Source organism: Deinococcus puniceus, from assembly GCF_001644565.1.
GTDB classification, from domain to species: domain Bacteria; phylum Deinococcota; class Deinococci; order Deinococcales; family Deinococcaceae; genus Deinococcus; species Deinococcus puniceus.
On sequence record NZ_CP011387.1, the window covers coordinates 2,719,990 to 2,744,124 of the forward strand.

23 protein-coding genes and 1 tRNA gene are annotated in these 24,135 nt (G+C 63.4%); 15 read left to right on the plus strand and 9 right to left on the minus strand.

Annotation, left to right across the window (positions count from 1 at the left end; all coding sequences use genetic code 11):
• Nucleotides 1-178: 178 nt before the first annotated feature.
• From murI to SU48_RS12635, 4 genes are all read left to right on the plus strand, one after another.
• Nucleotides 179-1,066 (plus strand): glutamate racemase, encoded by an 888-nt coding sequence (murI, locus tag SU48_RS12620; protein WP_064015546.1) that lies wholly within the window; start codon nucleotides 179-181, stop codon nucleotides 1,064-1,066.
• Nucleotides 1,063-1,815: a ribonuclease PH gene (gene rph, locus SU48_RS12625; RefSeq protein ID WP_064015547.1), complete on the plus strand. Its 753-nt coding sequence runs from the start codon at nucleotides 1,063-1,065 to the stop codon at nucleotides 1,813-1,815. The genes murI and rph overlap by 4 nt, the downstream gene beginning before the upstream one ends.
• A 74-nt stretch (nucleotides 1,816-1,889) precedes the next feature.
• Entirely contained in the window at nucleotides 1,890-2,249 is a 360-nt protein-coding gene (locus SU48_RS12630; RefSeq protein WP_064015548.1) for a DoxX family protein, read from the plus strand.
• Between the two features lie 98 nt (nucleotides 2,250-2,347).
• Nucleotides 2,348-2,575 (plus strand): DUF4287 domain-containing protein, encoded by a 228-nt coding sequence (locus SU48_RS12635; RefSeq protein WP_064015549.1) that lies wholly within the window; start codon nucleotides 2,348-2,350, stop codon nucleotides 2,573-2,575.
• 101 nt (nucleotides 2,576-2,676) lie between these two features.
• Here SU48_RS12635 and SU48_RS12640 read toward each other — a convergent pair whose 3' ends face one another.
• Nucleotides 2,677-3,888, minus strand: coding sequence for a vWA domain-containing protein (locus SU48_RS12640; protein WP_064015550.1), 1,212 nt, complete (start codon nucleotides 3,886-3,888; stop codon nucleotides 2,677-2,679).
• A 217-nt stretch (nucleotides 3,889-4,105) separates the two neighbouring features.
• Between SU48_RS12640 and SU48_RS12645 the strand changes: the two genes are divergently transcribed.
• From SU48_RS12645 to SU48_RS12670, 6 genes are all read left to right on the plus strand, one after another.
• Nucleotides 4,106-4,729, plus strand: a complete 624-nt coding sequence (locus SU48_RS12645; RefSeq protein WP_064015551.1) for a TetR/AcrR family transcriptional regulator — start codon at nucleotides 4,106-4,108, stop codon at nucleotides 4,727-4,729.
• A 290-nt stretch (nucleotides 4,730-5,019) separates the two neighbouring features.
• Nucleotides 5,020-6,516 carry a 2-phosphoglycerate kinase gene (locus tag SU48_RS12650; protein ID WP_064015552.1) on the plus strand — a complete coding sequence of 499 codons (1,497 nt, stop codon included), beginning with the start codon at nucleotides 5,020-5,022 and terminating at the stop codon, nucleotides 6,514-6,516.
• Between the two features lie 155 nt (nucleotides 6,517-6,671).
• Nucleotides 6,672-7,688, plus strand: a complete 1,017-nt coding sequence (locus SU48_RS12655; RefSeq protein WP_064015553.1) for a 4Fe-4S binding protein — start codon at nucleotides 6,672-6,674, stop codon at nucleotides 7,686-7,688.
• Nucleotides 7,689-7,888: 200 nt separating this feature from the next.
• Nucleotides 7,889-10,576, plus strand: a complete 2,688-nt coding sequence (locus tag SU48_RS12660; RefSeq protein WP_407919260.1) for a DEAD/DEAH box helicase — start codon at nucleotides 7,889-7,891, stop codon at nucleotides 10,574-10,576.
• Nucleotides 10,577-10,710: 134 nt separating this feature from the next.
• Nucleotides 10,711-10,784, plus strand: a tRNA-Gln gene (locus SU48_RS12665).
• A 312-nt stretch (nucleotides 10,785-11,096) separates the two neighbouring features.
• Nucleotides 11,097-11,705, plus strand: a complete 609-nt coding sequence (locus SU48_RS12670) for a DUF4384 domain-containing protein (RefSeq protein WP_064015554.1) — start codon at nucleotides 11,097-11,099, stop codon at nucleotides 11,703-11,705.
• Nucleotides 11,706-11,793: 88 nt separating this feature from the next.
• Here SU48_RS12670 and SU48_RS12675 read toward each other — a convergent pair whose 3' ends face one another.
• The 3 genes from SU48_RS12675 to SU48_RS12685 all read right to left on the minus strand — a co-directional run bounded on the left by SU48_RS12675 (nucleotide 11,794) and on the right by SU48_RS12685 (nucleotide 15,029).
• Nucleotides 11,794-12,618, minus strand: a complete 825-nt coding sequence (locus SU48_RS12675; RefSeq protein ID WP_064015555.1) for a hypothetical protein — start codon at nucleotides 12,616-12,618, stop codon at nucleotides 11,794-11,796.
• Entirely contained in the window at nucleotides 12,618-13,727 is a 1,110-nt protein-coding gene (gene menC, locus SU48_RS12680; RefSeq protein ID WP_064015556.1) for an o-succinylbenzoate synthase, read from the minus strand. Before menC ends, SU48_RS12675 begins: the two co-directional genes overlap by 1 nt.
• Before the next feature lie 210 nt (nucleotides 13,728-13,937).
• The gene (locus SU48_RS12685) at nucleotides 13,938-15,029 is read right to left on the minus strand and encodes a M42 family metallopeptidase (RefSeq protein ID WP_064015557.1); all 1,092 of its coding nucleotides are present in this window, start codon (nucleotides 15,027-15,029) and stop codon (nucleotides 13,938-13,940) included.
• Nucleotides 15,030-15,092: 63 nt separating this feature from the next.
• Between SU48_RS12685 and apaG the strand changes: the two genes are divergently transcribed.
• A complete protein-coding gene (apaG, locus tag SU48_RS12690; protein ID WP_064015558.1) occupies nucleotides 15,093-15,488 on the plus strand; it encodes a Co2+/Mg2+ efflux protein ApaG in 396 nt (131 codons plus the stop codon).
• A 74-nt stretch (nucleotides 15,489-15,562) separates the two neighbouring features.
• Here the strand turns inward: apaG and SU48_RS12695 are convergent, their stop codons facing one another.
• A complete protein-coding gene (locus SU48_RS12695) occupies nucleotides 15,563-16,318 on the minus strand; it encodes a PIG-L deacetylase family protein (RefSeq protein ID WP_064015559.1) in 756 nt (251 codons plus the stop codon).
• A gap of 61 nt (nucleotides 16,319-16,379) precedes the next feature.
• On the minus strand, nucleotides 16,380-16,859 hold the full coding sequence (locus SU48_RS12700; RefSeq protein ID WP_064015560.1) for a DUF4870 domain-containing protein: 480 nt from the start codon (nucleotides 16,857-16,859) through the stop codon (nucleotides 16,380-16,382).
• Nucleotides 16,860-16,900: 41 nt separating this feature from the next.
• Between SU48_RS12700 and rnhA the strand changes: the two genes are divergently transcribed.
• On the plus strand, nucleotides 16,901-17,461 hold the full coding sequence (gene rnhA / locus SU48_RS12705; RefSeq protein WP_064015561.1) for a ribonuclease HI: 561 nt from the start codon (nucleotides 16,901-16,903) through the stop codon (nucleotides 17,459-17,461).
• Between the two features lie 20 nt (nucleotides 17,462-17,481).
• Here the strand turns inward: rnhA and SU48_RS12710 are convergent, their stop codons facing one another.
• Nucleotides 17,482-17,835, minus strand: a complete 354-nt coding sequence (locus tag SU48_RS12710) for a GNAT family N-acetyltransferase (protein ID WP_157451168.1) — start codon at nucleotides 17,833-17,835, stop codon at nucleotides 17,482-17,484.
• A gap of 137 nt (nucleotides 17,836-17,972) precedes the next feature.
• On the opposite strand from SU48_RS12710, the gene SU48_RS12715 reads away from it, so the two are divergent.
• Entirely contained in the window at nucleotides 17,973-19,358 is a 1,386-nt protein-coding gene (locus SU48_RS12715) for an MFS transporter (RefSeq protein WP_064015563.1), read from the plus strand.
• A gap of 157 nt (nucleotides 19,359-19,515) precedes the next feature.
• Nucleotides 19,516-20,889 carry an MFS transporter gene (locus SU48_RS12720; protein ID WP_064015564.1) on the plus strand — a complete coding sequence of 458 codons (1,374 nt, stop codon included), beginning with the start codon at nucleotides 19,516-19,518 and terminating at the stop codon, nucleotides 20,887-20,889.
• A gap of 271 nt (nucleotides 20,890-21,160) precedes the next feature.
• On the opposite strand, the gene SU48_RS12725 is transcribed toward SU48_RS12720, so the two are convergent.
• Entirely contained in the window at nucleotides 21,161-21,907 is a 747-nt protein-coding gene (locus SU48_RS12725) for an SDR family oxidoreductase (protein WP_064015565.1), read from the minus strand.
• 127 nt (nucleotides 21,908-22,034) lie between these two features.
• Here SU48_RS12725 and SU48_RS12730 point away from each other — a divergent pair, with 127 nt between their 5' ends.
• Nucleotides 22,035-22,436, plus strand: coding sequence for a winged helix-turn-helix transcriptional regulator (locus SU48_RS12730; protein ID WP_064015566.1), 402 nt, complete (start codon nucleotides 22,035-22,037; stop codon nucleotides 22,434-22,436).
• A gap of 222 nt (nucleotides 22,437-22,658) precedes the next feature.
• On the opposite strand, the gene glmU is transcribed toward SU48_RS12730, so the two are convergent.
• On the minus strand, nucleotides 22,659-24,104 hold the full coding sequence (gene glmU / locus SU48_RS12735; protein ID WP_064015567.1) for a bifunctional UDP-N-acetylglucosamine diphosphorylase/glucosamine-1-phosphate N-acetyltransferase GlmU: 1,446 nt from the start codon (nucleotides 24,102-24,104) through the stop codon (nucleotides 22,659-22,661).
• Nucleotides 24,105-24,135 lie beyond the last annotated feature (31 nt).

Sequence of the window (24,135 nt, forward strand, 5' to 3'; positions counted from 1 at the left end):
GGGCGAGTCTAGAGCATTTGTCATAAGAATGACCGAGCGAATTTGACCGAACAGGACGGACTCGGAGAGCGCAAGGAGCAGAGAATGGAGCCACCGAAAGTCCCTTTGTTCGGTGGCGTAATTCGGAGAATTGCTCTAGGCGCTTGCCCCGCTTGCCGCCTCCGCTATCATCCGGGGCGTGAGCAATGCCGACCCTTCCTGCCGTCCTTTGGGGATTTTCGACAGCGGCGTAGGCGGCCTCAGCGTACTGGCCGAAATTCGCCGCGTGCTGCCGCAAGAGGACATCGTGTATCTGGCCGATACCGCGCACCTGCCCTACGGCGCACGCGGCGACGACGATTTGCGCGACCTGACCGCGCGGGCGGTGGCGGCCCTGCACGCACGTGGCGTCAAGGGCGTGGTGGTGGCCTGCAACACCGCCAGCGCCTTTAGCCTCACCCATCTGCGTGAGAAGTACGGCCCCCAGTTTCCGGTCATCGGGCTGGTTCCGGCAGTCAAGCCAGCCATTCAGGCCACCCGTTCGCGCGTGGTGGGCGTGCTGGCGACTCCGGGCACCCTGCGCGGCACGCTGCTGCAAGACGTGATTCGGCAATGGGCTGTACCAGCGGGCGTAGAAGTGCTGATGGCGGTCAGTGCCGCGCTGGTGCCACTTGTAGAGGCGGGCCAGCAAGACAGCGCCGAAACGCGGGCCGAACTGCGGCGGGTGCTGGAGCCGTTGCGGGCAGCGGGCGCAGACCAGTTGGTGTTGGGCTGCACGCATTATCCGTTTTTGGCCCCCGCCATTCGCGCCGAATTTGGCGATACGTTTGCCCTCGTAGACAGCGGCGCGGCGGTGGCCCGGCACACCCGCAGCACGCTAGAACGGCTTGGCTTACTTAGGCCAGAAGTCGTGTCACACACGCCCGGAATCAGCTATTTCGTTACCGGCTCGGTGCAGGCGGCGCAGCCTGTCATGGCTACCCTGCTGGCCGGGCCCATGCACAATACAGATCAGCACTTATCCACCCTCCCTACTTCTCCCCCACCCAGAGCCGACGCGCTCCGAATCGAGTCCATCCAAACATGACCAAAATGAACCACCAGACCCGCCTGCCGATCCGCGAGGGCCGCGACAGCCTCACGCCCCGCCCGCTGACCGTGCGCCGCAGCGTGAACCCGCACGCCCCCGGCAGCGCTCACCTGACGATGGGCCGCACCGAAATCTTGGCCACCGTGAGCGTGGAGGACAAAGCCGCGCCCCATATGCGCGGGCTGAAAGAAGGCTGGCTGACCGCCGAGTACGCCATGCTGCCCCGCGCCACCACCGACCGCCAAGCGCGGGAACGCAGTCTGCAAAATGGCCGCCGCCACGAAATCCAGCGCCTCTTGGGGCGGGCGATGCGGGCCAGCATGGATTTACGCCCTTTTCGGAATCAGACGCTGTACATAGACTGCGACGTGTTGGTGGCCGATGGCGGAACCCGCGTGGCGAGCATTCTGGCCGCCCACGCCGCCCTGCACGACCTGTGTGACCGCATGGTGCGGGCCGGAAAACTGAGCGAATGGCCCCTGCTGCACAACGTGGGCGCGATCAGCGTGGGGTTTGTGGGCGACGAACTGCGCGTGGATTTGGACTACGCCGAAGATAAAGTGGCCCGCGCCGACCTGAATGTGGTGGCGACCAGCACCGGCCTGCTGATAGAAACTCAGGGCGGAGCCGAGGCAGGCCCGATGACCACCGAAGAATTCACGCGCCTGATGACCACTGGAGTCGCGGCGGTGCAAGCCTTGATGGTGGACTTGGGGCGGCAATTGGCCGTGCCCCCGGGCGTCTAGCCCACCTGCCGCGCCCATGCGGGCCAAACGTCCCGGCCTGCGCTAAACTTGCCAGCATCTCAAGGAGGCTTCACATGGGCGTAACAGGATTTATCGGGCGGGCACTGCTCGCAAGCATTTTTATCAAAAACGGCCTTGACCACCTGCAAAACCCCGAGCCTATCGTGCGGGCGGCCAAGGGCGCGGAAGTGCCGGAACCCGAAATTGCCGTGCGGGCCAACAGCGCCGTGATGCTGGGCGCAGGCGCGATGCTGGCCCTCGGCGTGGCTCCCCGCTTTGCCACCACCGCGCTGGCCGCCAGCCTGATTCCCACCACCGTCATCGGCCACCCCTTCTGGGACAAGAGCGGCAAAGAGCGCATGCACCAGCAGTCTCAGTTTTTGAAGAATCTGGCGTTGTTTGGGGCGCTGCTGGCAGTAGGCAGCAGAAAGTAAGCAGTCAGTCGTTAGTAGGAAAAGATGGACAAGCGGGCCTACACAGAGAATTCTCTGGCAGGCCCGCTTTTTCTTACCCAACAATGGGAGTAATCCGTATGGCAAAAACGCCGGAACAGATCAAGCAGAGCTACTACACCAACATAGAAACCAAAACAGGCGTTACCATTCCCGACTGGCTGACCCAGATTCGTGCCAAATTGCAAGCCGGAGAACTGGCCCGCCACAGCGACATCGTAGATTGGCTGAAGACCGAACACGGCTTGGGACACGGTTACGCTACGTTGCTGGCCCATGACGCGATGAAGGCGGGGGAAGCGAGCTGAAGCTTGGGCAAGAACGTGGAGTGTAGATCGTAGATCGTGGTTTGGCCTTCCCCACGTTCCACGATCCACACTCTGTCTGCCGTTATGCCCTGCTGCCTGCTCTAATTCACCAATTTCGTCTTATTCGTCACAAAATCCATCAGCACGTACTGCCCGATGTTCTGCGGCGTGGTGAAGTAGGCCTTGCCGCGCGTCATCTCGCTGACCCGGCGCACGAAGCCCACCAAGTCGGGATCGCGGGCCAGCATAAAGGTATTGACCTGAATTCCGCTGCGGCGGCAGTTGGCGACTTCCCGCAGGGTCGCGCCCAACACGTAGGGATCGAGGCCATACGCATTTTTGTAAATCCGGCCATCGGGCAGCGTGAGGGCGCTGGGCTTGCCGTCCGTGATCATCACGATCTGCTTCATATCCTTGTTTTCGCGCTTCAGCAGTTGCTGGGCCAGCCGTAGCCCGCCCGCCGTATTGGTGTGGTACGGCCCGATCTGCGCCTGTGCCAGCTTGCTCACGGTCACTTCTTCGGCGCTGTCGTGGAACAGCACGAATTTCACGGTGTCGCCGGGGTACTGGGTGCGGATCAGGTGGGCGAGGGCCAGCGCCACTTGCTTGGCAGGCGTAAAGCGGTCTTCGCCGTACAGGATCATGGAGTGAGAGCAGTCCAGCAGCACGATGGTGGCCGCGCTGGAGTTGTACTCGGCCTGCCGGATCACCAGATCGGACTCCTGCAAGTTCTCCACGCCTTTGCCCATCACATTGCCAAGCGTGGCGGTGGTATCGAGGTTCAGCGTGTCGCCAAACTCGTAACTCTTCAGCTCGCCCGTCATTTCTACGCCACTGGCATATTCGCGGGTGTCGTGTGCGCCCGCGCTGCTGCGGCCCAGCCCGCCCATCAGGTCACGCAGCGATTTATAGCCCAAAAAGTCGATGCTCTTGTCGGTCAACTGGAATTTGGATTCGCCGGACTGACCTTGCCCGCCCTGCCCGTCTTCATCGTCGAATTCCTTACGAATAAAGCCGTCTTGTTGCAGCCTGTCCATCAGGGTCTGAATCTGCTCGCCCAGCTTGGTTTCGCGCACGTCCTCAGACTGCATAGCTTCCATCAGCAGGTCTTCGGGAATCATGTTGCGCTCGGCCAGCGCCTCCAAAATGGCGTCGAACAGGTCGTCCATGCTGGGCCGGGTGTTGGGATCGGGGTCGTAAGGGTCGTTCATGCCCTGCCCCAGCAGCGCTTCCTGAATCATCTGCATCAGTTCCGAAGAATCGAGCTGATCCAGTTCACCCTCAAACTTGCTGTACCGCGTCAGGCGTGCCATACCACAGCATGGCGCTTGTGGGGGGCGGCATTTGTAACGGTAAAGCAGGTTAGCGAAAAGACGTGAGTGGTGAGTGGTCAGTAGGAAGTGGGAAAGGCACAAAAGACTGATATTGAGTTGGGCTTCGTCTTTTCCCACTCACCACTACCCACTCACCACTCACCGGGTTTTTGTACAGGGTGCAATTTTGAACCCACGACGCGCTATCTTGCACGTTATGGATTCGCCGTCGTCGCTGAGGGAGCGCCAAAAGGAACGTCGCCGCGCCCGCATTTACAGCGTAGCTATCGATTTGTTCAAACGGGGCGGTTTTCAGACCACCACGGCCACCGATATTGCCAAAGCCAGCAATGTTTCTCGCGGCACTTTCTTTAACTACTATCCTTATAAAGAAGCGGTGCTGCTGGATTACGGCAGCGAAGTGATGACCCGCCTGCGCGACCACGCCGAGGCCCGCCTGAAGGAACATGTGCCGCCTCTGACCGTGCTGTACGAAGTCTGGGACTTGCTGGCCGAAGAAAATTCCCGCGAGCGCGACCTGTTTCCGCCGCTGGCCTACGAGGTCATGAACCCCAACCCCGAGCGCGCCCGCACCGCGTATCAGGCGCTGCCGCTCAGCAAAGTCATCGAGCTGATCTTGCGCCCGCTGCATCAGGCGGGTCAGATGCGGACAGATTTGAGCCTGCAACGCATCAGCAACCTGATTGCCGACACCTACCTGATGGTGGCCCTGCGCTGGAGCGCCTACGGCACCGAGCGCACCCTGCAAGAAGAAATGCGGCTGGCGCTGACGCTGCTGCTGGAAGGGGCGTTGCGGCGGGAACCGGTGGGGCGGCACTAGGGAGAATGAGCGGCTGAGTTGGCGAGTGAACTCCCCAGTCTGCTTGGCAGCCAGCCCCCCTTAGAGGGGAGCGCAAAAGCTGTTGTCCTCCCCTCCTGCGGAGCTTTTCAAGTCTCAGGAGGGGTGTTGCACCAGCAACGGGGGTTCACCTTCCATCTCCACTGTCCAACAATGTAGGCCAACAATATAGGCATCCTGAAAGGCCGGGGCGAGTAGACTGCCCCGGTTGACTTTTTTTCCTTCCCTGCTTTCCATTCGCCGCCGTCCGTCTTCCGCCGAGGTATCCGCCCTTGACCCAGCCCGAACTCACTGTTGGCACGTCCCGCCACTCCTGGCCGTTTAGCCGGGGGTTGGTGGTGGAGTCGCTGATCAATGCGGGGGCGTCGGGTGCAGTGGCGGCGGCGGTGGCACGGCGGGTAGAGCAGCAACTCCGGGCAGCGCGGCGCATTCAGGTTACGCCCGATGAACTGCAAGCACTGGTGGTCGAGGTAGCGCGGGACGTGGGGGGCGACGCTGTGGCCCACGCCGCCGAACAACAGACGCCCGCGTTCGTAGACATCATGGTCACGGCCAAAAAAGGCGAGTTGCCCTTCAGCCGGGGGGTGCTGGCCCGCACACTGGAAGACGCGGGGCTGTCTCAGCGGGACGCTTACGCCACCGCCAGCGCCGTAGATGTGCAGATGCGGCAATCGGGCCTACGAAAACTGAGTGCCGAGGCCATAGACGACCTAACCGAGCGCACACTGGCCGCCCAGTACGGCGAACATATGCGCCTGACTTATCAGTTTTTGCGCCATAACCGGGGCAAATTGGGTGTGGTCAGCGGCGACGGCAGCGCCCCCAGTCCTTTTTCTAAGGGCTTGTTGGTGCAGTCCTTGTTGGCCGCAGGCGTGGCCCCCGATGTGGCCCGCAAAGTGGCCCGAATTACCCAGCGTGATCTGCGCGGGGCCGATGACCGGGTGGTGCGCCGCCACGCCATCCGCGAAAAGGTGGAGGGACTGCTGCGCGACGAGGTGGGGCCGGATGTGAGCGCCCGCTACCGCCTGCTGCGCGTGATTCGTCAGCCGCCGCGCCCATTGGTGGTGCTGCTGGGGGGCGTCAGTGGCACCGGCAAAAGCTTTCTGGCCGCCGAAATCGCCTACCGATTGGGCATCGCGCGGGTGGTCAGCACCGATTCCATTCGTCAGGTCATGCGGGCGATGGTGTCTCCAGCGCTGCTGCCCACGCTGCACGCCAGCACCTTCAATGCATGGGAAACGTTGGTGCCGCCCGGTCAGACGCCGCCCACCCACCCCACCCGCGAGGCCCTCTTGGCCGGATTCCGCGAGCAGGTGCAGCAGGTCAGCGTAGGCCTGTCGGCAGTGGTGCGCCGCAGCATTGAAGAGGGGACAAGTGTGGTGCTGGAGGGCGTGCATCTGGTTCCCGGCTACTTGCGGGCCGACGCTTTTGCGGGCGCGTTGGTGGTGCCCATGTTGGTCACGCTGCCCAGCGAATCCGAACACCGCCGCCACTTCGAGAGCCGCGACGAAGAAACCGCCGCCAGCCGCCCGCTGCACCGCTATATGCGTTACTTTGGCGAGATTCGCACCATGCAGGACTACCTTGAGGGGCTGGCCCACGACCTAGATGTGCCCCTGCTGGACGGCCTGACGCTGGACGAAAGCGCCGAACAAGCTGTAGACGTGGTGCTGAGCCGCGTGATGGTGGCCCTGACGCCGGAGGAACGGGCGGCGTTGTTGGGGGAAACAGGGCTGGGTGAGGCTGGTCTGGGGGAAGCGTCGGGCTGAGATGGAAGGTGAACCCCCCGTTGCTGACGCAACGCTCCCTTTAAGGGGGGCTGGCTGCGCAGCAGACTGGGGGGTTTACACACCAACGTTGTCCAGCACCCCCCACCCCCACCAACCTCGCAAACTTGCTGCCCCCCGCCCGCTAGACTCCGGCCATGTTGCAAGGGGTGCTGTCCCGCTTAGGGGACATGGGAAATTTGACGCCGCGCTATACCGGGCCGCGCTGCCTGCTGGAGCGGCAGGCGGTGGGCGGCTGCGATGCGTGCTACACCACTTGCCCGCATGAAGCGATTGCGGTAGGGATGCTAGGGAACTCCATCACGGTGCTGCCCGACCTGTGTACCGGATGCGGGCTGTGCGTGCAGGTCTGCCCGTCCGGGGCGCTGGAATACGACCTTCAGGGGCCGCTGCAAGCCGTGAGCGATCAGCGCAGTAGCGTGACGGGCAGGCCGCAAGAAGATGCCACCCTGACCTGTTCTCAGAGTGGGGCGGGCGGGCCGCAGTTGCCGTGCTTGGGACGGGTGACGCCTGCTTTGGTGGCCGCGTCGGGCGTGTGGGATTTACCTCTGCACCTGATTCACGGCGACTGCGCGGCCTGTCCGGTGGGTGCGCCCGATGTGCCCGAACGCCTGAGCCGCGTGGTAGACGAAGCGCAACGCCTGCGGAAAAGCACGGGACAGCCTGCCCGCGTGACCGTGCGCCCCGCCACCGAGGGCGATAAAGGCCGCGACGTGCAGATGTCGAGGCGCGGAGCCTTTGCCAGCCTGTTCCGGGCCGGAAAACAGCAACTCGTACAGGCCATTCCCGATCAACCCCTGCCGTTTGTGGACTGGAGTGTGCCCGCCGAGCGCACCCCCGAAGAGTGGCGTTGGCGAGAGCGCACCCTCAAGCCTGCCCCACCCGAAGACGCGGGCGTGTACTGGCCCGCCCCGCTGGTGGACGACAAATGCATCAATTGCCCCGTGTGCGCCAACGTGTGCCCCACGAGCGCCATCACCCGCGAGCTTCAGCCCGAAGGCGGCGTGCAACTGTTGCTGAACCTGAGCGCCTGCACCGGCTGTATGGCCTGCGTGCATTCCTGCCCGCCCGACGCCATGCACCCGCAGGAAGAATGGCTGCCCGCCGCCTTCCGTGCGCCGATTTTGCTGCGTGAGAGCGAGGGGATGTTATAAGCGGATTGGGAAGGTGAACCCCCCCGTTGCTGACGCAACGCCCCCCCTTGAGGGGAGGACTTAACAGCTTTTGCGCTCCCCTCTAAGGGGGGCTGGCTGCGAAGCAGACTGGGGGGTTCGCCCGGAATGTCCACTTGCCCACGCCCCCACCGTAACCCGTCCCCCCGCGCCCTGCTGACCTTCCGGCCTACACTGAAGGCGTGCTGTCTGCCCGCTCCCTTCTCGATCAGCTTGGGCCTGATCCTCTGGCCCCACAGTCCACGCGCTACGCCCGCCTAGAGGGCTTTCTGCGCGAGGTGTTGGGCGGGGGCGTGGCGCTGCTGCATGAGGATGAAGCCGTGCCCGCCCACACCGAAAAGGCCGCCGATCTGGGCTGGACAGAGGCCGTGCGCCGGGGCTTCGGCTTTGCCGACGTGTACCGCCACCAAGCCGACACCTACCGCCTGATGCACGCGGGCGAGCATGTGATCGTGACCACGCCCACCGCCAGCGGCAAAACGGGCGCGTTTTTTCCGGCAGTGTTCGAGCGGCTGGAGACCAACCTAGACGCCACTGCGCTGTTCATCTACCCGCTGGTGGCGCTCGGCCAAGACCAGCGCGACAAGCTGAATGCCTTCCGCGATGGGGGGAAATTCGGGTGGCAGATTGCCGCGTTTCAGGGAGGCGCACAGCCCGCAGACGTGTTTAAGGACGGCGTGCGGATGGTCACGGCCACGCCCGACAAGCTGCACTGGTCACTGACCCATCCCAAAGTGCGGGCCTTCCTGTCCAAATTGGCCTTCGTGGTGCTAGACGAGGCGCACACCTACCGGGGCGGCTTTGGTAGTGAGGTAGCCGGAATGCTGCGCCGCCTGCTGGACTTGGCGCGGGCGCTGGGAGCCAATCCGCAGGTGATTTTAAGTACCGCCACCATCGGCAACCCCGCCGAATTTGCCCGCGAACTGGTGGGCATAGACGCCGTAGAGGTCAGCGAATCGGGCGCGGCACGGCACGGCAAACGCTACTACTTGGCCGATCACAGAGGGCAGCCGCGCCGTTTTTGGGACGCCGTGATGAACGCCAGCGCTGCACATGGCCTGAAAGTGCTGGCCTTTTTTCGGGGCCGTTCCCGCGCTGCACGGCTGTATTCCACCTACCGCGCCCAACCGCGCTACGCCCGCGCCGCGCACCTGTACATGGCTGGAACCAGTGACCGCGAGGGCCGCCTCTCCGAGTTCCGGCGCGCCTCCAGCGGCGTCATGTTCGCCACCAACGCCCTCGAAGCTGGGGTGGACATCGGTGATCTGGAGATCGTGATCATTGACGGCTACCCCGGCTCGCGCATGGCTTTTCGGCAGATGGCGGGCCGCGCTGGACGGGTGGCCCCCGGCTTGGTGCTGTATCTGCCCGCGCTGAACGATCAGGGCGTGCCGCAGCCTGTAGACGCCTTTTACAGCAATACCGGCAACTTTCATGAACTGGTGAAGGGCCAGATCGAAAAGGCGGTAGTGGAAGCGGGGAATCCGTACTTGTCGCCCCGGCACAAGGAGCGCCAGAACGAAGAATTCCGGGCGGCGGGCCTGCCGTCGGAGAACTTGCCCGCGCCGCGCTACTGGAACCTGCGCGGCGAAGGGAGCGCCAAATTTGCGGTGATAGAGGCCGCAGAGTGGGCCACGCGGGGCATGCGCTGCTTCGACGCGCCTCTGGAATCGCCCAGCCAGCACTACGCGCTCACCGAAAAGCATGAGGGGGCCGTGTTTTCGCTGGACGGGCAGGGCTACAAGGTGCTGCGCTGGGAGGAACATTCGCCCGGAACGGCCATCATCGTGGAAAAGTTCGAGGCGGCCAACTTGTTCACGCGGGGGCTGTATTCCATCGATGTGCAGCCCGCCAAAATGGGCGACTGGGTGCGACGTGGCCCGCTGGCTTACCGTCACGGCGAGGTGATTATTCGCCGCCGCTACACCGGATTTTCCATGATGCGCCAAGTCTTCGAGCGCGTGTGCAGCGGCTGTGACCGCGATCCCGGTCCCAGCGAGCGCACTTGCCGCGCCTGCGGGGGCCGCATTCAAGACCGGATGCAGGATCACAAGCTCAGCGAACATTTGTACGACAACCCGCTGGAGTTGCCGCCCTTCCGAACGAGTGCGCTGGAAGTGGGGCTAGACCCGGCGGCCACCGAGCGCCCCACCGCGGTGGCCCATACCCTCAAGCACCTGCTGCAAAAAGTCACGCCGGAGCGGGTGGCCTGCGATGAGGGCGACTTGGCAGGAGCCTTCCGCGAGGGCCGTGACACCTATTTTTTCCTCTACGACGACTGGCTGGGCGGGCTGGGTGTATCGCGCCGTGCGTTCGAGGGTATGGATGACTTGTTGGCCCGCGCCTACCAACTGACCGCCAAAACGTGCTGTAACGCTGCCAACGGATGCTACGAATGCATTGCCGTGAGCCGCTGTTTTGCGCCTTTCTTGCCCAGCGGGGAGCGCCGACCCACCGACAAGGCCGCCACCCACGCGCTCCTCCAAGGCCTGTTGGGTGTGGAGGCCACCGCACACGTGCCAGACGCTGCCCCCCTGCCCGACACCGCGCCCGCCCTGCCCGCCGCGTGGCCCCTGCAAGCCCGCGAGTTGCTGGATTTGCACGGCTTGTCTCTGCCCGAAGTCAGCGCCCGACTCGGCATTCCCAGCCGCGAGTTGCAGCGGGCGGTCAGCAGCACCGATCCGCTGCGGGTCAGTCATCCTAAATTTGGCGAAGGCGTATTTATGGGCGGCTCGCATGCGGGAGAGCGGCGAGAAGTGCTGATCTATTTTCCCGGCGTGGGCCAAAAGCGCCTGCTACTGGCCTTCGCGGGCCTGACGGTGGTACCGGGGCCAGCGGCGCGTGCAGGACGGGGCAGGCGGAATACTTAGCGTCCGACATTCATGAGATGTGCGTTCCCCTGTTGACCACTCGCGCCTTTCATGCCTATACTCTGGTTCGCCGTTCGGTTTGGGCGGTGTGGGTCATGTGCTTTAGGGTGGCGACATCCGTGGAGTTTAGACATAGGGATATGGTGTAATGGCAGCACAACAGATTTTGGATCTGTTAGTTTAGGTTCGAATCCTAGTATCCCTGCCACAAACGAAGAAGCGGTTCTCTGCAAAGGGGCCGCTTTTTTTCGTGCTCATTCTGCCGATGCTCCCCCATCACACCCACCCGCTGAGCCGCTGTGATGATTAACCTGATCACATTTCTGACGCCACCTTTAGTGTTAGGCCGTTTTGGGCCGCACATGAGACCAAACGCTCTGCGCCTCATCTTCAGTCAGCCGCAATTCACGGTGAGTCAGGTACGCGGGCCTACTGTAAGGGCACAAAGAACGCACCGAAAAGACGCGCTGGGACAGACCCGACGCCCGAGGTGCGCTCCCCCCATCCCGGAGGTTCCCCCATGTCTACCCTTAAAATGATCTCCAAAAAACTTGCTCTCCTGACCGCCGTAAGTGCCGCCGCCCTGAGCAGTGTGTCGGCCCCCGCCTTTGCCACACCCAAGCTGAGCGCCCAGAGCATCATCGTGAACCCGGTGCAGACTACCCTGACGGCCCGTGTGTGGGTCGACCGCGACACCAGCGGCACCCGCGTGCCCAACTACAGCGTCGGCGACCGCATCACGCTGTACACTACTGTCAACGAAAACGCCTACGTGTACTTGTTCAACGTAAATCCCGACGGCACCACCGATCAGATTCTGCCCAACCGCATCAGCGCCAGCAACTACGTGCGGGCCGGAACCACCCGCGCCTTCCCCGCCACAGGGGATCAGTTCACCTTCGACATTACTGGCCCCAGCGGGCAAAACCGCGTACTGGTCATCGCCAGCCGCCGCGCCCTGAACCTGTCCGAACTCAGCTCTTACCAGAAGGGCCAGAGCTTTGCCACCGTGACGCCCAAGACCCCAGAGCGCTTGGCGCAGGCCCTCAGCATCGTAGTGAACCCGATTGCTCAGCCGGTACCTCAGCAGGATTGGGTCAGCGACACGGCGTTTTACAACGTGTACTGAGCAAGGTCTTCAACACGTCAACAGAAAAGGCAGGGACGTCTACCGAACGGCGTCTCTGCCTTCTCTCTGGCCTGCCCATTCTCTATCTCTATTCCTTAGACAGCACGTAATACGCCCTGTGCCCCGAACGCGCCAGATCGGTAATCGCGTAGCCGCGTGCAAGGTAGGAACTCAAGACGTCCCGCAGCGCATGCCGCCACATCAGGCGCACGGGTTCAGGCAGGGTTTCGGCGCGGGTGGGCACCTCGGCCAGCAGGCGGTTTCCGGCCAGGTATAGGCGGGTGATGCCCGGTTCCTGACTGTATTCGCGTTCCTCCAGCGCCATCTGCCCGCGTGCGGGGGGCACCGGACGGTCAGCGTGGGGCTGGGTCAAGTCCCATTCGGCCATCAGGCGGTCAGCGGGAAAAGCGGTGGCGCGGTTGTCTTCCAGGGCGTACCAGTCGGCGTGGTAACTGGTCACGGTTGCGCCCAATTTGCCCAAGTTCAGGCGGGCGTTGCGGGCAATCAGCGGGTCGAATGTCCACGTCATACGGGTCAGGCCTTGCCGCACGGCGCGTTCCCGCTGGGCCAGTTTCAGGGCCACCGCCATGCCAGAACCGCGCCAGTCGGGGTGTACGGCCAGCAGGTGCGAATGGTGCCAGATCCGCTCGCCCGACAACGCCGGAAACCCGAAGGCAAAGCCCACCGGGGCGGGGTTGCTTTCATCTGAAGGATACGCGGCCAACACGATTCCGCCCGTCATGGCGCTGATTCGCAGCAGGGTTCCGGGCGTCACCTCGCGGTCTGAGTAGCCCCAAGCCTCCACCTGCACGGCTTCCAGCGCACGCATGGCCCAAGGATCGGTTACGTCGCGGATCACGTAGGGGCGGGTGGGTACGCGGGCCGTCCCCGGATTGGCGGGCGGTTCCTGCATCAAGCGGTGCGCTCCTCGTGCAGTTCCGCGATGCTGGCGACAAATTCGCGGTTGAGGGTCACGCCGATGCCGGGGCCAGTCGGCACAGGCATCAGGCCGTCTACGGCTTCCAGCGGTTCATTGATGACGTCAGTGGCCCAGTAGCGGCTGGCACTGCTGGTATCACCGGGCAGGGTGAAATTGGGCAGCGTAGACAGGTGGATGTTATGGGCGCGGCCCACGCCACTTTCCAGCATGCCGCCGCACCACACGGGCGCACCGAACGCCTGCGAGATGTCGTGGACGCGCCGCGCTTCGGCGTGCCCACCCACGCGGGCCACCTTTACGTTAATGACGCCGCCTGCCCCCAGCGCCAACCCCTTGCGGGCGTCCTGCGCGGTGGTAATGGATTCATCTAAGCACAGCGGCGTGGTCAGGCGGGCCTGCAAGGTGGCGTGGTCGATCAGGTCATCCCACGCCAACGGCTGCTCGATGTAGGTCAGGCCGAATTCATCGAGCGCCCGCAGGCGGCCCGTATCGGCCAGCGTGTAGGCGCTGTTGGCGTCCACCGTCAGGCGAATGTCGGGGAAGGCTTCGCGGGTGGCCCGCACCGGCTGAATATCCCAGCCCGGCTTGATCTTGAGCTTGATGCGGCGGTAGCCCTGCTCCACGTGCCGCCGCACCACATCCACCGTCGCCGCTTCGTCCGCCTGAATGCCGAGGCTGACGCCCACTTCAACCTCTGTTTTGCGGCCCCCCAACAACGTGCCCAGCGGCACGTCCAGCATTCTGGCCCACAAGTCCCACGCAGCCATTTCCACCATCGCCCGCGCCATCTTGTTGCCCCGGAATCCGCCCAGCGCGGCCTCAAGGTCTTCCGGGTTGGCAAAAGTCTTGCCCAGAATACGCGGCAGGAACACATCTTTGAGCAGATGAAGGCCGCCCGCGATGGTTTCTTCGCGGTACATGGGCGCAAATTCCATCGTGCCTTCCGAGAGTCCTTGCAGGCCGCCGCCGTGCAGCACCAGCAGCGGCACCACTTTCTCCGTTTGCACCCCGAAACTGGTTTCAAACCGGAATTTCAGGGGCAAACGCACAACGATGATTTCGGCGGCCTCGATACGCAGCATAGCTGTCAGTATGCCCGCTGGCGTGGGCGGGATGGGCCAAAATGAATGGAACCCCCTGAGTGGGGGCAGACTCGGGGGTTGCATTTCGACGCCGAGGGTGAACCCCCCCGTTGCTGGCGCAACGCCCCCCCTTAGAGGTGGGGACTTAACAGCTGTTGCGCTCCCCTCTAAGGGGGGCTGGCTGCGCAGCAGACTGGGGGGTTTTTCTAATCAGCGCCCCCAGTTCTCCTCTGTTCCCACCCGCCGCAGCCACGCCGCGATGATGTCGGTACAGGCTTTCACGTCGCGGGCGTCTACCATCTCGGAGGGCGAGTGCATGTAGCGGTTGGGAATGCTGACCACCGCAGTGGGCACGCCCGCCCGCACCAACGTCAGGGTATCGGCGTCGGTGCCGCTGTAGCGTCCGGCGGCGCTGAGGGTGTAGGGAATGTGTTCCGCGCCCGCCGCGTCAATCAGGGCGCGGTTCAGGGCCGGGCTACTGAGGGGATTCACGCTCAGATTCGCGCCCGATCCGAACGGCACCACACCGTATTTCTTCTCGCTCACGCCGGGTTGCTTGGTTTCGTGGGTCACGTCTACGGCAATGCCCGCCACCGGATTCAGCAGGTAGCCGCCCACCTGCGCCCCGAACGCACCGATTTCCTCCTGACTGGTTCCTACCGCCACCACACGGTGCTTCAGGTCATGGCCCGCCACCGCCCGCAGCGCCTCCAGCACGATAAATGCGCCCACGCGGTTGTCGAGTGCGCGGCTCACGATCTTGTCTCCGATCATCATGGGCATCTGCTCGATCACGGCCACCGTGCCAATGGGAATGCGGGCCTTCACGGTGTCTTTGTCTAGGCCCACGTCGATCCAGAGGTCTTCCAGTTTGCTGGCCTTGGTGCGTTCCTCGGCCTCCATGACATGAATGGCTTTTTTGCCGATGACGCCCAGCAAGTCGCCGCCCGGCGCAAGCAGACGCACCCGTTGGCCCACCAGCACTTGCGGATCCCAGCCGCCCACGCCCAGCACGCTCAGGAACCCTTCATCGCTGACATGGGACACGATCAGGCCGATTTCATCCAAGTGCCCCATCAGCGCAATCGTGGGCGCACCTTCCGGCCCTACTTCGGCGTACACGTTGCCGAAATGGTCTTCGGAGACACGGGCAAAGGCGGCGGCCTCCTGCTTCCAGACATCGGCGGCGCGGCGCTCGGAGCCACTAGGGGCAGCCACAGACAGCAGCTTGAACAAAAATTCTAGGTTGATGATCGGGCCGGACTGCTGATCTGCGGACTGAGAATCTGGGGCCTGTGTCATACAGATGAGTCTAAAGGGCGGGCCGATTCTTTTGTGCTCCATCTGGCCCGGTATTCTGGCCGGATGAACGACGCCCCACTCCTCCCCACCGATCCCGACGTGCGCGTCAGCGTAGAAGTGCAGTATTTGGCCGCCCACAGCCAACCCGGACGCCACGCCTTCGCCTACGTCATCACCATCGAAAACCACTCCGATCAGACATGGCAACTGCTGACCCGCCACTGGCAAATTATGGACGCAGGCGGGCGAGAAACGGTGGTGGACGGTGACGGTGTGGTAGGCCAACAACCGCACCTCGCCCCCGGAGCCGTGTACGTCTACGATTCCTTCGTGACCGTGCAGGACACCCCCGGCATGATGCAGGGCCACTACGGATTGCGCGACGCTTGGGGCGCGGCGGGCAAGGCCATCATTCCGCCGTTCGTGCTGGAAGTGCCGGGGACGCGGGTGCTGAATTAGGGGAGCTTCGTTTCCGGGTGCTTTGTCTAAGGGTCTAGGGTCTAAGGGTCTGAGGAAGGGCCAAGAGCGGCCCTCTAATCCAAATAAGGCCGCGCCCGCAGATGCGACGCCCGCAGGTTGAAACGTTCCGCGTATTTCACGCCTGCCATGCGGCCCAGTTGGGCGCGGCCTTCGCGGAACTGGTCTGCTGTCCATGTCCACTTGTAAAACGCGTGGTAGAAAGCCATCACTTCGGCGGCCACCTCGATGCTGTCGCTGATGTCGGTCAGGACTTCGGGGTAGGGGCTGGCGGGCGCGTAGTACTGGTAAAAGCGGATGGGATCGCGCCACGCCTGCAAGCGCGACACGTCCTCGCCGCTTTCTATGCTGCCGCCGCCCCCGCCCAGATGGGGAGCGGGTGGGCTGGACGCGCCGCCTGCCCCGGTCACGATTTTGGGAATGCGGGCCAGCGTAATGGCGTCGAAGGCGATTTTGGCGGTCATGCGGTGATCGGGGTGCGGGTGGTCATCGCTCCAGGTGATCACGGCATTGGGCCGAAAACGGGCATACAGGCGGGCCAGCTGCAGGGCTTCGGCGCGGTTTCCGGTCATGCGGCTGTCGCCCATATCGAAAAAGTGGTGTTGCGCCCCGATGCGGCCTGCCACCCACGCGCCGTGTTCGCGCCGTACCCGCGTCACTTCCTCGTGCGAGGCGTCGCCAAATTGCGAGGCCAACTCACCCAGAGTCGTCCAGACCAACATGACCTCGTCGCCCCGCGCCGCGTGCTGTGCCAAAGTGCCCATGCAGCCGATCTCGTCATCCGGGTGGGCAAAAACCGCCATGATTCGCATGGCGTAAGGATAGGGCAGGCATGGACGGGAAGGAGAGAATGGCGTCGGCGTTCCTTGCCGACTACCGAATGAACCGAATCGTCAGTGGATACCTATAAGCCCGCCCGCTGCTGACGCGCACCACCGCGACCAGCATCAGCACCAGCGGCAGCAAAAACAGCACCAGCATGATGGGCAAATAGAAGGCAAAAAACCCGGCGAAGGCCCCAAAAAAGGCGAAGGCTCCAGCGTCGGGGCTGCCCACCGCCGCGCTGACTGCGCCGCCCACCAAGCCCACGCTAAACAAGCCGAACGCCAGCACGGTGATGATGACGCCGTACAGCCACAAGCTCAGTTGGAAATTCAGGGCTTCCTTACCCTGACCGTCTAGGGCGCGGCTGCGGTCTCGGTACACCAACCACGCCAGCAGCGGCCCCAGCAGATTACCGATGGTGGGGAGCAGCAGGCCCGCCAGCGGCGACAGGTGAATCAGGAGGGCGGGTGTGCGCTCCGGCTCGGGCAGCGTAGTGGGTGCAGAATAGGGCGAGGACGGCAGGCTCATGCTTGACGTTACGCGGCGCGGGTGTCTACAGTTCCGGGGTTATGACTAAATCAAGCGGCAAAGCGCCCTTCAAAAAATCCGCCGCGAAGAAGGCAGAGAGTGCGGCGCGTGACCGGATGCCGATCAAAGCAGGCATTCAACCCGCCGTACCCATTGCGGGCGAGCAAATAGACCTGTTCAGCGACGGCGCGTGCGATACGCAGGCCGGACACGGCGGCTGGGCCTGCATCCTGCGTTTTGGCGAACGGGAACTGGTACTCAGCGGCAATGAGGAGAACACCACCAACAACCGCATGGAGTTGCGCGGCCTGCTGGAAGGCCTCAAGAGCCTGAAGCGCCCCTGCCAAGTGCGCGTGATTACCGACAGCCAGTACCTCCGCAAAGCCTTCACCGACGGCTGGATTCTGAACTGGCAGCGCAACGGCTGGAAAACGGCCAGCAAAGAACCCGTGAAAAATCAGGAGTTGTGGGAAGAATTGATAGAGCAGGCCAAAATCCACGCGCTGACTTTTATTTGGGTCAAGGGTCACGCCGGGCATGGCGAGAACGAGCGGGTAGACGTTCTGGCCGTGCAGGAACGCAAGAAGTTGCGGGCAGGGTGAGGCTGAGCAATCCTTAGAATTCAGCCGCCCCTGCCGATGGTGCAGCGGAAACGCGGCCCGCCCCATACTGAGGGCATAGGGATGACATCAAATCCACTTTGGCGATAAAACTCTACAGCTTGTTCGTCGGTGTCCGCGCTTAAGGTCATCCCTCCGAGGTGCGCCCGAATGCCGTGCAGCAAGGCGCGCCCGTAGCCTTGCCCTCTACACTGTGCCGCTGTCCCGATATGCAGCACCTCTGCCGCGTTTTCGCTGACCTGAATGCCCGCTGCGCTGACCGGTTGCCCGCGCACGTACCAAGCGAAGACGAGCCGGGTTGGATCATTTGCGTAGGCCGTCAACGCGGCAGCCACCCGCTGTGGGTCAGGGAACATAGCGAGCCTCAGCAGGCCCTCTAACTCTGGCGTAAGTGTGAGATCGGAGAGAAGCACAGCCGAGTTTAGGCGGCTCCGTGTTCCCACAAGCCATCCGGCCTATCCCATATTCCCTCGCCCAGCCGTAGCCTAAGCGTATGCCCCCCGCCTCCCCCGTTTCGCCCGCGCCCCTAGACCCGAACGGCGGCTGGCGCACCTTCCTCTGGCTGTGGAGTTCTCAAGCTCTCAGTGTGCTGGGCAGCGGCCTCAGCGGGTTTGCCTTCAATATCTACCTGACCCAGACCCGCTTTCCGCTGGAATCTCAAAAGCCGGAACTGGCGGCGGCGCTGTCGCTCACGGCATTGGGCTGGGCACTGGCCGCCATCGTGGGTGCGCCGCTGGCCGGGGCGTTGGCAGACCGCCTAGATCGCCGCCGCATGATGCTCACCTGTGACCTGCTGAACGCCCTGCTGTCGGCGGGCGCGGTGGCGTTGGTGCTGTCCAGTAGCCCTCCCATCTGGCTGTTCGTCCTGTTCACGGCGGCGCTGGGCTTGGTGGGCACTTTTCACGGCTCGGCCTTCGATACCAGCTATTCCAGTCTGGTCAGCCGGGAACGCCTGCCGCGTGCCAACGGCATGATGCAGACCCTCTGGAGCCTGTCGGGCCTGCTGAGTCCGGCGCTGGCGGCGCTGCTGATCGGGCTGCCCGCACTGGCCCGGTCTGGAAACGGGCCGAACTGGTTGGCTGGCCTGCAAGACGGCGTACCGCTGGCCTTTGCCCTAGACGGCCTGTCTTTTGCGGTGGCCGCGTTGGTGGTCTGGCGGCTCCGGATTCCTAGCCCGGTGCGGGTCGACCTTGCCGAAGGGGCCGCCAACAAACCCAGTCTGTGGGCCGATATGCGCGTGGGATGGACATTTATTCTGGCCCGCCGCCCGCTGCTGCACCTGCTGCTGACGTTCGCCTCGGTGAACCTGCTGACCAGTGGCGTGGGCGTCTTGCATCCGCTGTTGGTCAAATTCACGCTGGCCCCTGACCTCGCCGCACGCGGCCTGACCGTAGAAACCGGACTGGCGACGCTCTGGACAGCCATGAGTGCGGGCGGTCTGGCGGGCGGCCTCCTCATCAGCGCGTGGGGCGGCCTGAAATGGCGGCGGGTGCTGGGCGTACTGGTGCCGATGGTACTGGCAGGCGCGGCGCAGGCGCTCAGTGGCATTGCCGGAACGGTGGTCTTCACGGCGGCGGCCATCGCTTTTTTCGGCATCATGACCCCGATCATGAACGCCCATTCTCAGAGCATCTGGCAAGCCCAAGTGCCCAGCGAATTGCAGGGCCGCGTGTTCAGCGTGCGGCGACTGATCGCGCAATTTACCGTGCCCGTCGGGACAGCCATTTCTGGAGTGCTGGCAGCCCGGTACGCTCCGGGCAGCGTGTTGCTGTGGGCGGGCCTAGCTATGACGGCGGTATCGGCACTGCAACTGCTGAACCCGGTCATGCGCCGCGTCGAAGACCCCCTTGGGGCTTCTGGCTCTGCGGTCAGGGTGTGATGAAACAGCAGCATTGCCGGGCCGCCGCCAGACCGGGCGCTACCCCCTCATAAATGAAGGCCCTCTGGCACGGACTTTTTCAACTGTTTTGAACCGGACAGCCGTGCAGACGAACCTGCACACAAGGTCACAGTACCCGCACTAAAGTGGCAGGTACATGGCAACTCAATCTTCCCCCGGCGTGCCTCCCAACGGCTGGCGGACATTCTTGGCGCTGTGGGCCTCGCAGTCGGTCAGCCGATTCGGGAGCGCCCTGTCTTGGTTCGCGCTGACCATCTATATGGCCCAGACCCTCTATCCGGCCCCTGACCAGAAGGCCGAGTTTGCGCTGGCTACAGGCGCATTGGCAATTGCTGCCACGCTGCTGGCGGTGCTGGTGGCCCCCATCGCCGGAAGCTTGGCAGACCGCACGGATCGCAAATGCCTGATGGCCGTCTGCGACACCCTCAGCGGCCTGCTGACGCTGGGCATGGCGGCCCTGATGCTGTTCACGACTGCGCCGTTCTGGGTGCTGCTGCTGTTCGTGATCGCCACGCAGTCGCTCGATATTTTGCATGAGGCGGCAATGGACGCCAGCCTCGCCATGATCGTGCCCGACGAACACCTGACACGGGCCAACGGACTGCTGAACACCACCCGCCAAATCAGCGGGCTGCTGGGGCCAGCTACCGCCGCGCTCCTGATCGGCGTGCCCTTGATGCTGAGTCAGAACGGCACGGGCGGCTGGTTGGCCACTCTGCGAGACGGCGTGCCGTTTGCGCTGGCGGTAGACGGCCTGAGCTATCTGCTGGCCGCCGCTTTCCTGACGCGCCTGAACATTCCCAGCCCGCCGCCCGCCGAGAGTGCCGGAAGTGCCGTCGCCAACGTGAAGGCCGATACCCGCCTTGGCTGGACATACCTGCTGCGCCGTCCGCCGCTGCTGCAACTGCTGCTGATCGGGGCCGCCGTGAACTTTGCCGCCAGCGCCATTCCGGTGTATCAGACCCTCCTGACGCGCTACACGCTGGAAGACGACTGGACGACACGCGGTCTGGGCTTCGCGGCGGCGTTGGCCATCATTACCACGATTACTAGTGCGGGCATGGTGCTGGGCGGCGTGGTCATCAGCGCGTGGGGCGGCCTGAAACACAACCGCGTGTTGGGCATTCTGGTGCCCAGCCTTGTCATCGGCATAGGCATCATCGGCATGGGCCTCAGCCGCAGCTTGCCCCTTACGGCGGCGCTCTTCGGCCTCACAGTCTTTTCTATGCCCTTTGCGATGGCCCACAGCGGCGGCATCTGGCAGGCTCAAGTGCCCCGCGAAATGCAGGGCCGCGTGTTCGCCGTGCGCCGCGTGATCTCGCGCTTTACCGTGCCGCTGGGCATGGCGTTGGTGTCGGCCCTCGCCACAAGGTTTCCCCCTGGCCCGGTCATCGTGGGCATGGGCGTGCTGGTCGTGGTGGTGGCCGCCGTGCAACTGCTGAATCCCAGCGTGCGCCGCGTGGATGACCGCGAGTATCTGGACGGCTTGGCGGCGGCGAAGGGCGGGTAGAGATTTGGGTTGTAGGAAGTAGAAAAAGCGGGAAGCCCAGATTCAATCTCAGGGCTTCCCGCTTTGGTTGGTATTGAATCTTATTCAGCTTGAGTGGGAAGGTAAACCCCCCTGTTGCTGGCGCAACGCCCCCCCTTAGAGGTGGGGGCTAAAAGCTGTTGCGCTCCCCTCGAGGGGGGCTGGCTGCGAAGCAGACTGGGGGGTTCGTCCGGAATCGTCAGCTCTGAGCCGTTCGCCCTTCCTTAGACCCTAGACCTTTAGACCTGCCCCCTCACTCCCGGTTGATCTGGCCGTACATAAACTCGTACTTCCCCGTCGCCTCGGCCAAGCGCAGCGGCTTCACTCGCTCTACCAGCACTTCTCCGCCGTTGGGCAACTGGCCCAGCAGCGACATGGTTTCGTCTATGAATTCTTGCAGCGGCATGGCGTGAGGGTCATTGGCCTGATGCGCTCCCATCAGTTCCGTTTGCACGTAGGGCGGCACCAGTTCAAACACTTCTACAGCCGTGCCGCGCAGTTGGTGGCGCAGCGATTCGGTGTAGGAATGGATCGCTGCTTTGGTGGCGCTGTAGGTGGGCGTCAGGGCCATTGGCACGAAAGCCAGCCCCGAAGACACGGTCATGATGGCGGCGGTGGGCTGGGCCAGCAGGTGCGGCAACAGCGCCGCCGTGAGCCGGATTGGGCCAAGCAGGTTGGTGGCGACAGTGGCTTCGGCAGAGTCCAGATTGCCGCTCTGAATTTCTTCTGTCTGCATGATTCCGGCGTTGTGAATGACCACGTTCAGGGCCGGAAAGTCGGCGGTGAGGCGGGCGGCCACTGTGCGAATGTCTTCGGCGTCGGCAATATCGAGCACAACTGATCTCATGCCCGGATTGGCCGCGACGGTTTCATCTAGTACCGCTTGGCGGCGGCCCGCGATGATGATCTGGTTGCCCGCCGCATGAGAAGCTTCGGCCAGAGCGCGGCCAATGCCCGATCCGCCGCCCGTAATCAAGATGGTATTACCGGTATAGTTCATGGCGTTTCTCCTTGCCATGCATCGTAGACTCTACACGTACCAACGGGAAGAAGGCACCGTAAAGTTCTATACTTACCCAAAGGAGAGTAACGTGCTAGACGATCAGAAAAGGATTAGCGCAACCTTAATGCCTATACGAGACGCTTCAGAACACACCCAACAGGAAGACCCCGAACTTGACGCCCTCGTGCGCGAGATTATTGGCCGGGTGGCCGACAAATGGACGATGTTGGCCTTAGAGACCCTGACCGAGCACGGCCCGCTACGTTTTACCCGGCTCGGAGAACTGATCGGCGGCGTGAGCCAGAAAATGCTCACCAAAACCGTCCGCCAGATGGAGGCCGATGGCTTGGTTACGCGCACCGTCTTTCCAGTGATTCCGCCCAAAGTGGAGTATCAGTTGACTGAACTCGGCCTTAGCCTCAGCGAAGCGTTTTGCGGCGTGTGGATTTGGGCCGAACAGCACCGGGGCACGATTGAGGAAGCCCGCCGAGCTTTTCAGGAGCGGCGGGAGGGGACGGAGGAATAGGGATAATTCTGGGTGGTTGGTCTAAGGTGCTGGGGCGGGTTCGTCTTCCCGGTGGCCCCCTCACCCCGTTGCTTCGCAACGCCCCTCTCCCACAAGGGGCGAGGGCTAAAAGCAAGAGCAGAGGCCCATGTTTAGCTCCTCACCCTTGAGGGGGTGAGTGAGCGCCAGCGATTGCCCTTCCTCAGACCCTTAGACGCCCTCTCACCCCATTCCGAACCGCGCCTACTGCCGCTCCAGCCATCCCGCCAGCCAAGGCAACTTCTGGCTTACTTTTTCGCGCAGGCCGCCCCAGTAGCGGCGCGACCAGCCTTCCATGTTGCGCTGTTTGCCGCGTGCAATCGCCAGTGCGCCCTCGGGAATATCATCGTGAATGGCGCTTCCGGCAGCGATAAAGGCGGCGTCGCCGACCGTGCGCGGGGCGATCAGGGTGGAGTTGGAGCCGATGAACACGCCCGCGCCCACGCTGGTCTGGTGCTTGTTCACGCCGTCAAAATTGGCGATGATCGTGCCCGCGCCGATGTTGGTTTCTGCGCCCACCGTCACGTCTCCGAGGTAGGCGAGGTGCCCGGCCTTGACTCCATCGTCTAGGCGGGCATTCTTGGTTTCCACGAAGTTGCCGATATGCACGCCCGCTCCCAGCACCGAGCCGGGGCGCAGGCGGGCAAACGGCCCCACATCGCTGCCCGCACCCACAGTCGCGCCGTCCAGCACGCTATGAGCCTTGATAACCACACCCGCTTCCAGCACGCTGTCGGTGATGACGCTGTAGGCTCCCAGCGTCACGCCGTCGGCCACGCGGGTGTTGCCGCGCAGGATCACGCCGGGTTCCACAGTCACGTCCTGCCCTAGTGTCACGGTGTCTTCGATGGTGTTGGTGTCGGGATTGATGAGGGTCACGCCCGCCCGCATATGGCCCGTGTTGATGCGCCGCCGCAAGATCGCTTCAGCTTCGGCTAGCCCGCTGCGGTCATTGGCCCCCATCACCTCGTCTATATCGTCCAGCTTGAAGGCGTGGGCGGCGGCTCCGGCAGCGCGGTAGAGGGCCAGCAGATCGGTGAGGTAATACTCGCCCGTGACGCTGTTGGGCACGATCTGGCGGGCCAGTTCGGGGGCGCGGGCGTCCATCACGTATACGCCGGAATTGAATTCGCGCACCGCTTTTTCAGCGTCGGTGGCTCCCTTTTGCTCCACGATGCGGGTCACGTTGCCTGCCTCGTCGCGGATAATTCGGCCATAGCCGGTGGCGTCGGGCAGTTCTCCGGTCAGGATGGTAAACGCGCTGCCGCGAGACTGATGATCGTGCAGCAGAGCTTGCAAGGTACTGGGCCGCAGCAGAGGCGTATCGCCGTACAGCACCAGAATATCGGCGTCACCTGTGTGTGGTAAGACATCGGCCCCGCTGAGGAAGGCGTCGCCCGTGCCGCGCTGCTGGGCCTGCCGGGCAAAGGTCACGCCTGTGCCCCCCAGCGCCGTTTCGACCTGCTCGGCCCCGTGCCCGGTCACCACAACCACGCTGCGTGCGCCGAGTTCCTGCGCGGCTTTCACGGCCCACGCCACCATCGGGCGGCCTCCCACCGGGTGAAGCACTTTCGGCAGGGTTGATCTCATGCGGGTTCCTTGGCCCGCTGCCAATATCACGACGTCCAGTGGACGGTTACTGTTCTTCATTGCTCAGTTAGTCTACGGGTCTGGGGCGACA